Here is a 7276-nt window from a genome sequence, read left to right on the forward strand (position 1 = left end):
GAGACTCGTCGGATGGAGCTGATCGACGACCCGGACGACCCGCGCTTTGCACAGTTTCGGGTGAACGAGCGAGCGCTTGCGAGCCGTTCCCAGAAGCGCGACGACGCCGGTGCCGGCCTCTTCCTCGCCGAGGGCGACTTGGTCGTCAAACGGGCACTCGAAGCTGGCTGTGTAGCGACCGCTGCACTGGTCGACATCGATCGCGTTCCCGACGTCGCCGCGCAGCTCGACTGCCCGGTCTACGCCGGTGGACCAGCAGTACGAGCCCGGATCGAGCAGATCGGTCTCCCCCTCTCGATCCTCGCCCTTTTCGAGCGCCCGGCTCGCCCAAAGCTCTACGAGCTGGCACGCACAGCGCGGCGGATCGTCGTCGCAGAAGCGGTCGACAACCCGGTCAACGTCGGCTCGATCGTGCGGAATGCTGCTGCGATGGGCTGGGACGGACTGGTACTCGACCACACGAGTGCTGATCCCCTTGCTCGTCGAGCCCTGCGGGTCGCCATGGGCACCGCGTTCACACTCCCCCACGTTCGCACACGCCACCTCGCGGCCGAACTCCGTGCCCTCGAGGGCTTCGAGTTGTATGCGATGACACCCGATCCGTCGGCCATTGCGCTCGACATGGTCCGGCCTGGCGAACGAGCTGCGGTGCTCATTGGATCAGAACGCAGCGGTCTCAGCCAGGAACTCCTCGACATCGCCACACCGGTACGGATCCCGATGGCGGCCGGCGTCGACTCGCTGAACGCTGCGGCGGCCACCGCCGTGGTCTGCTGGGCACTTCGCCGACGTGACCAGGCGGACTGAGGTCACCACGCCACGGACGGCGGGAGTCGATAGAAAGGCGTGATGTCGTACGTCCTGTTGCTTTCGTGCCCCGATCGATTCGGTGTGGTCGCCGCGACCGCAGAATTCATTGCCAGCCAGGAAGGCAACATCATCCACGCCGAGCAATACGTCAAGGGTGGCGTCGGGGGAGACGGTTCGGTGTTCTTTCAGCGCATCGAGTTCGAGCTGACCAACGATCGATCGGCAACAGACTTCCACGACGCGTTCCAAGCAGTCGCCGATCGGTTCGCCATGGTCGTCGACCTCCGTGACAACTCGGTACCGATCCCCACGGCGATCATGTGCTCCAAGCAACCGCACTGCCTCTATGACCTGCTCACACGGTGGCGGAGCGGTGAGATGCCGATGGACCTACGTGTCGTCATCTCGAATCACCCCGATCATCGAGACATCGTCGAGCACATGGGTCTCCCGTTCGTACACCTACCCGTCACACAGGACACCAGGCCCGAGCAAGAACTCGAGGTGCTTGCCACCCTCGCTGAACACGATGTCGAGCTCACCGTTATGGCTCGCTACATGCAGATCCTCAGCGACAACTTCGTGTCGCAACATCCGATGCGGATCATCAACATCCACCACTCGTTCCTGCCTGCATTCGTCGGGGCAAACCCGTATCGCCAGGCACACGAGCGCGGCGTCAAGCTGATCGGTGCAACAGCCCACTACGCCACTGCCGACCTCGACGAGGGCCCGATCATCGCTCAAGACACAGCTCACGTAACGCACCGTGAAAACGTCCAGCAACTCACTGCTCGGGGCCGTGACGTCGAGACACTCGTGCTTTCGCGGGCAGTCCGGGCTCACCTCGAGCACAAGGTCGCAGTCCACGGTCACCGCACGATCGTCTACTCGTAGAGATCAGGCAGCCGCTTCAACTGCTGCTGCTCGAGCGCGGCGGCCGCGCGGCGCTGAGCCGCTCGGCTCCCAGCGGAACTTCTTGAGTGCAATCGCCAAGCCGACAAGGCCCCACGCTGCAACGAAGGCAAGCGATCCAGGGTTGAACGCTGCACCATCGACGGCAGGTGAGAAGCAATCTTGGAACGCATTGACGAACGGCTTGAGCGGGAAGAAGTTGCCGACGGAGTTCAAGAAGCCGTTCTTTCGGTCGCTCACCACGAACACGTCCGAGATGAAGGCAAGCGGCAAGATCACTGCGTTCGCTGCAGCCGAAGCCGAACTGGCCGACTTGACCAGCGACGCCAGGGCCATCCCAAGCGCTGCAAACGACGCAACGCCGACGGTGAAGGTCACGACGGCTGCGGGCATCTTGGCCCAATCGATTGACAGGTCGTACAGGACGACGCCCATGGTCAGCATGATCAACACACCGGCCATGGCGATGACCACCGCTGAGAGCACGAATCCGGCGATGTAGGTCCAGGTCGGAAGCGGCGTACCCCGCCACCGCTTCAGCACCCCCTCGTCACGGCGCAGTGGAACCATGTTGGCGAGGTTGGTGAACGTAGCCGACACTGCGGTGTAGGCGGCGAGGCCGCCGGTGTAGAACTGGCTGATCGGCCAGCGATTGCCCGCCGTGCATGCATCGTCACCACAGACGAAATCGTCACCGAACAGTGCGTTGAACAGTACGAGCATGACGATCGGGAGGAAAAGTGTGAAGAACAGTGCGATCGGTACTCGGGTAAAGAACTTCAATTGGTAGCGCGTCTGGCGGATCACCAGGGAAGCGTTCGAGGGGAAGCCGCTCACGACCCGCTCCCCACGCCGTACTCTCCGGTGAGTTCGAGGAACACGTCTTCGAGCGACGCCCGCCGCACACTCAGCCCTTCCAATTCGACCGACTGCTCGATCGCCCAACCGGTCAGCCGATGGACAGCAATGGTCGGCTGGTCGACACGGACCTCGACGAGACGGCCCGACATACTCACGTCGGCACCCAGCACCTCGGCGAACGTGCTCGCCGCCGAGTCGAGCGAGATCGAGTCCGGCACGTCGAAGGACACGATCGTCCCGCTCACGCGGTTGATCAACTCGGCTGGTGCGCCTTCGGCCACCATGCGGCCCTGCGCATCAGCACACCGACCCGATCGGCAAGATGCTCCGCCTCATCGAGATAGTGCGTCGTCAGGAGCACCGTGGTGCCGTCAGCGATCAAGGCCTCGATGAGGTCCCACGACTTACGCCGCGCTGATGGGTCGAACCCCGTTGTCGGCTCATCGAGAAAGAGCATTTCGGGGCGACCGACGATCCCGAGTGCGAGGTCGACTCGTCGCTTCAGACCGCCCGAGAGCGATCCGACTCGCTCGTCGACCTTCTCGTCGAGCCCGGTCAGTCCAATGACTTCGTCGAGCGAGCGGGGATTGCTGTACGCGCTCGAGTACAGATCGATGACTTCGCGCACGGTGAACTCGGTTTCGACTCCCGACGACTGGAGCACAATGCCAACGCGGTTTCGAAAATTCCGATCGGCCTTCGCAGGATCGACGCCAAGCACACTCACCTCGCCGGATGACGGCTCACGATGTCCTTCGAGGATTTCGACCGTGGTCGACTTGCCAGCACCATTCTCGCCAAGCAAGGCATAGACCTCGCCCTGGTCGACGTGGAACGACACCCCGTCGACGGCGTGATTCGAGCCGTACTGCTTGTGGAGATTGGTGACGTCGATGGCAGCCATGTCACGGTCGAATGTACAACGCGTTGGCGTTTGATCAAGCCCGCGGATAGCTCGCCGAGGTGATCGGGAGCCCGGTGTCGTTCCGGAGGTGTTCAGCGGCTGGCACAAAGTACGCCATCATTTCGTCAGCGATTGCTTCGCCGATCGAGTCGTCGGCACACGTGCGTTCGACTGCCGCCGCCATGTGTACCAGCCAGCGGTCGCGCTCAAGCGGGCCGACATGAAACGGAAAGTGTCGCAGACGAAGCTTCGGATGCCCGCGCTCGTCCATGTAGGTCTGCGGGCCGCCCCAGTACTGAGCGAGGAACAACGTGAGGCGGTGCCGTGCACCAGTCAGGTCAGGTTGCTCAGGGTAGAGCGGGAGTAAGACGTCATCCGTCGCCACACCTTCATAGAAGGCATCGACGAGACGCTCGAAGAACGCAATTCGTTCCTCGTCACTCGATCCGACTCTCGAAAACAACGAAGGCACCGTGTCAACCACAACACCCACGCTAGGGGGCAAGCGAGGTGTTCGATCAGACCGCGGCGAAGACTTCCTCAGCATCGAACTTGCGGTACTCGATGAGCTCGCTGCACTTGACAACGAAGGGAGTGGAGTCATTGCACGGGTCCAGCACGAGGAACTCGTCGGTGGACAAAAGGACCAGCACGGTCATGACGTCGTCAGCGACGTTCGCAGCGGTCTTGATCTCGATCACGTCGCCAGCGCTCAGTTCTTGCATCAACATGGTGGCCATTGGATTTCGTTCCTCACTGGTAATACTCGATACAGGTAATTCTCGATACAGGTGGTTCTCGACACAGATAGTTCTCGATGTCGTTGTTCTAGACATCGGTAAGAACCTCCGGAAACTTGAGAAATTCCCACCACGCCGTGTGCCCCTGGGCACCTCGCACTCACTCTCTGCATTGGAGTCGACCGCTCGAAACCCATGTCGCTCAGTCGAATGTTGGTTCGACGTAGTCCGGGAAAATGTCGGGCAATCCGTCACTCACCTTGATCGGGTACACCGGATCTCGCTTCTCAAGGAAACTCGTCACACCTTCACGTGCATCGTCGCTCGACCCACGAGACAAGATGCCACGCGAGTCGACGCGGTGCGCTTGCATCGGATGATCGGCGCCCAGCATCCGCCAAAGCATCTGACGGGTCAGTGCCACCGACACTGGCGCCGTGTTCTGAGCGATTTCCGTGGCGATCGCGCGCGCTGCTTCGAGCAGAGCATCTCCGGCGTGCACGCTTCTGACGAGACCACCGGCGAGCGCCTCATCTGCTGGGAAAACTCGGCCGGTGTAGCACCATTCGGTTGCCTGGCTGATCCCAACAATGCGCGGCAGGAAGTACGACGAGCACGCTTCTGGGACGATGCCGCGTCGAGCAAACACGAAGCCGAACTTCGCGTGCTCGCTGGCGAGGCGGAAGTCCATCGGCAACGTCATCGTGACGCCCACGCCGACCGAGGCGCCATTGATCGCTCCAATCACCGGCTTGGTGCATTCGAAGATCCGCAGCGACACCATCCCGCCGCCATCGCGTGGGACGCCCGTTTTCGTCTGCACGTCGCTGCCACCTTCGGCAAAGGTCTCTCCCCCGGCACCAGACAAGTCTGCGCCAGCGCAGAAGGCACGGCCTGCTCCGGTGACGATTACAGCCCGCACGTCGTCGTCGGCATCGACCTGGTCGAACGCGTCGATGATCTCGTACATCATCGTGCCCGTAAAGGCATTGAGCTTCTCGGGCCGGTTCAGTGTGATCGTCGCAATATTGTCAGCGACGTCGTAAATGATCTGCGTGTACTCCATGGAGGAGCAACGTAGTGAGCTAGACGTCCAAGAATCGACTTGCGGCGATGCCAGATCCAATGGCGCCCGCGGCGGCACCGATGATCAACATGATCAGCATCACCTGTTTGTCGTAGCCGTCAGTCACGACCAACGCGGCGAAGCCACTCCCCTCAGGGAATTCACCGACACCGCTGGTCCATTGACTGTTCCAGGCCCAGAGTCCACCGCTGGCGAGGACGCCACCAATAATGCCGTGGAGCAAGCCTTCCAACATGAAGGGGACACGAATGAACCAGTCGGTCGCACCGACCAGTTTCATCACTTCGATTTCGCGTCGTCGGGCAAAGATCGCCGTACGAACCGTGTTCCAAATCAGCAGGATCGCGGCCAACAGCAGGAAGATCGACAACAGCAGCAGACGGAAACCGAAGAAGTCTTGGAGCTGACCGATCAGGCTGATCTGGTCTTCGGCGAACTGCACGTTAAAGACGTTTGGCAATTCTGCGAATGCGCCTTCAAGCTGCCGCAGGAGTTCGACGTCGGTGCCTTCGGTCGGAACAACCTTGTACTGAGTCGGGATGTTATTCAGGTCGAGCAGGGCGAGTGTGCCCGGCTCTCCGGCGAGCACAATCTGTGCCTCATTGAGTGAGCAGACCGCGTCGCAGTACGTGAACTCTTCGACGAACGTGCCGGCATTACCCAGCGCCGTGTCGATCACGCCCAACTGATCGGCGCTCGCGCCAGCATTGACGAAGATGATCATTTCGACGCCGCCCTCCCACTTGGAAAGCAGGTTGTCGAAGCCTTGCTGGCTGAGCAACGTCAGGCCAACACCAAGCAGTGAGATTGCTGCGGTGATGATGGCAGCCATGGTGAGGGTGGCGTTGCGACGAAAACTGTCAAAAGTCTCGCGGAAGATGTAGCGAAGGCGTGAAAGCATGGGAACTACCTCACTCGTAGACGCCGCGCGCCTGATCACGCACGATCACGCCACGGTCGAGCTGAATGACACGCTTGCGCATGGTGTTGACAATTCGTTGGTCATGGGTCGCCATGACCACGGTCGTACCGGTCTTGTTGATGCGGTCGAGGAGCCGCATAATGCCCTCGCCTGTCGCCGGGTCAAGGTTGCCAGTCGGCTCGTCTGCGAGCAGGATCAGCGGCCGGTTGACGAATGCACGAGCAACCGACACACGTTGCTGCTCGCCACCGGACAGTTGGTGCGGCAGGCGGTCTTCCTTGCCCGCTAGGCCGACGAGTTCGAGCACGGCGGGCACCTGCTGCTTGATGACATGCTTTGGACGGCCAATCACCTCTTGCGCGAATGCGACGTTCTCGAACACCGTCTTTTCGAGCAGGAGTTTGTAGTCCTGGAAGATATTGCCGATGTTGCGCCGCAAGTGCGGAACACGGCCAGGCGGCATGTCAACAATGTTGCGACCCGCGACCCAGACAGCGCCGCGCTCGGGCCGGTCTTGGCGGTTAAGCATGCGCAGGAGGGTGCTCTTGCCCGATCCGGACGGCCCGACAAGGAAGACAAACTCGCCCTTGGCGATGTCGAATCCAGCGTCGCGCAGTGCAACGACATCGGCGGAGTAGCTCTTGGTGACATTTTCGAGGCGAATCATGAGTGAAGGGGCCGTCGGAGTGGGTCCGATCGGCGCTGCACGACAGTACCGCTGTCACACACCTGCAACGAGGCACCCCCACCGCAAAATTTGTTGACGACTGACTCAGCAGTTCCCGGCCACTTCGATGACGCTGCCTGGCCGGTCACACTGTGCCGGTCACACTGTGCCTGACACAGAGTGACCATCTCAGCTTTCGGGTTCGCCCTGTGCACGCTTCTGTTGCAGAAAGCCTTCGATAAGAAAATCGATGTCGCCGTCGAGCACCCCGCTGACATTCGCCGTTTCGATCTCGGTCCGGAGGTCTTTGACCATTTGGTACGGCTGCATCACGTAACTGCGGATCTGGCTGCCCCAGCCGACCTGGGCC

General features: G+C 61.1%; 10 protein-coding genes and 1 pseudogene. 2 read left to right on the top strand and 9 right to left on the bottom strand.

The genetic code is table 11. The features are described 5' to 3' along the window. Positions 1 to 807: TrmH family RNA methyltransferase (locus tag ACH2EI_RS00080; RefSeq protein WP_395158779.1), on the top strand; the 807-nt coding region annotated here is incomplete at its 5' end. Positions 808 to 849: 42 nt separating this feature from the next. Next, positions 850 to 1707 carry a formyltetrahydrofolate deformylase gene (gene purU / locus ACH2EI_RS00085; protein WP_395155338.1) on the top strand — a complete coding sequence of 286 codons (858 nt, stop codon included), beginning with the start codon at positions 850 to 852 and terminating at the stop codon, positions 1705 to 1707. 3 nt (positions 1708 to 1710) lie between these two features. On the opposite strand, the gene ACH2EI_RS00090 is transcribed toward purU, so the two are convergent. The 9 genes and pseudogenes from ACH2EI_RS00090 to prfB all read right to left on the bottom strand — a co-directional run. Beyond that, positions 1711 to 2562, bottom strand: a complete 852-nt coding sequence (locus tag ACH2EI_RS00090; protein ID WP_395158781.1) for an ABC transporter permease — start codon at positions 2560 to 2562, stop codon at positions 1711 to 1713. Beyond that, positions 2559 to 2870 (bottom strand): hypothetical protein, encoded by a 312-nt coding sequence (locus ACH2EI_RS00095; RefSeq protein WP_395158787.1) that lies wholly within the window; start codon positions 2868 to 2870, stop codon positions 2559 to 2561. The genes ACH2EI_RS00090 and ACH2EI_RS00095 overlap by 4 nt, the downstream gene beginning before the upstream one ends. After that, complete coding sequence (locus ACH2EI_RS00100) at positions 2840 to 3490, bottom strand: ABC transporter ATP-binding protein (RefSeq protein WP_395158783.1); 651 nt, start codon at positions 3488 to 3490, stop codon at positions 2840 to 2842. Before ACH2EI_RS00100 ends, ACH2EI_RS00095 begins: the two co-directional genes overlap by 31 nt. A 34-nt stretch (positions 3491 to 3524) precedes the next feature. Beyond that, positions 3525 to 3953, bottom strand: coding sequence for a globin (locus ACH2EI_RS00105; protein WP_395155341.1), 429 nt, complete (start codon positions 3951 to 3953; stop codon positions 3525 to 3527). Between the two features lie 55 nt (positions 3954 to 4008). After that, a complete protein-coding gene (locus ACH2EI_RS00110) occupies positions 4009 to 4230 on the bottom strand; it encodes a hypothetical protein (RefSeq protein ID WP_395158785.1) in 222 nt (73 codons plus the stop codon). Positions 4231 to 4432: 202 nt separating this feature from the next. Beyond that, positions 4433 to 5296 carry a crotonase/enoyl-CoA hydratase family protein gene (locus ACH2EI_RS00115; protein ID WP_395151743.1) on the bottom strand — a complete coding sequence of 288 codons (864 nt, stop codon included), beginning with the start codon at positions 5294 to 5296 and terminating at the stop codon, positions 4433 to 4435. Between the two features lie 19 nt (positions 5297 to 5315). After that, on the bottom strand, positions 5316 to 6218 hold the full coding sequence (locus ACH2EI_RS00120; protein ID WP_395151741.1) for a cell division protein FtsX: 903 nt from the start codon (positions 6216 to 6218) through the stop codon (positions 5316 to 5318). Between the two features lie 10 nt (positions 6219 to 6228). After that, entirely contained in the window at positions 6229 to 6906 is a 678-nt protein-coding gene (gene ftsE, locus ACH2EI_RS00125) for a cell division ATP-binding protein FtsE (protein ID WP_395151739.1), read from the bottom strand. A 189-nt stretch (positions 6907 to 7095) separates the two neighbouring features. Next, positions 7096 to 7276, bottom strand: a pseudogene (gene prfB, locus ACH2EI_RS00130) (peptide chain release factor 2); the annotation flags it as partial.

The sequence above is a fragment of the Ilumatobacter sp. genome (genome assembly GCF_041688325.1).
GTDB lineage: Bacteria > Actinomycetota > Acidimicrobiia > Acidimicrobiales > Ilumatobacteraceae > Ilumatobacter_A.

What these genes read in the sequence shown, in the direction of transcription:
- purU (WP_395155338.1), top strand. Translation starts at nt 850, where the DNA reads ATGTCGTACGTCCTGTTGCTTTCGTGCCCCGATCGATTCGGTGTGGTC.
- ACH2EI_RS00095 (WP_395158787.1), bottom strand. Translation starts at nt 2,870, where the DNA reads ATGGTGGCCGAAGGCGCACCAGCCGAGTTGATCAACCGCGTGAGCGGG.
- ACH2EI_RS00100 (WP_395158783.1), bottom strand. Translation starts at nt 3,490, where the DNA reads ATGGCTGCCATCGACGTCACCAATCTCCACAAGCAGTACGGCTCGAAT.
- ACH2EI_RS00110 (WP_395158785.1), bottom strand. Translation starts at nt 4,230, where the DNA reads ATGGCCACCATGTTGATGCAAGAACTGAGCGCTGGCGACGTGATCGAG.
- ACH2EI_RS00115 (WP_395151743.1), bottom strand. Translation starts at nt 5,296, where the DNA reads ATGGAGTACACGCAGATCATTTACGACGTCGCTGACAATATTGCGACG.
- ACH2EI_RS00120 (WP_395151741.1), bottom strand. Translation starts at nt 6,218, where the DNA reads ATGCTTTCACGCCTTCGCTACATCTTCCGCGAGACTTTTGACAGTTTT.
- ftsE (WP_395151739.1), bottom strand. Translation starts at nt 6,906, where the DNA reads ATGATTCGCCTCGAAAATGTCACCAAGAGCTACTCCGCCGATGTCGTT.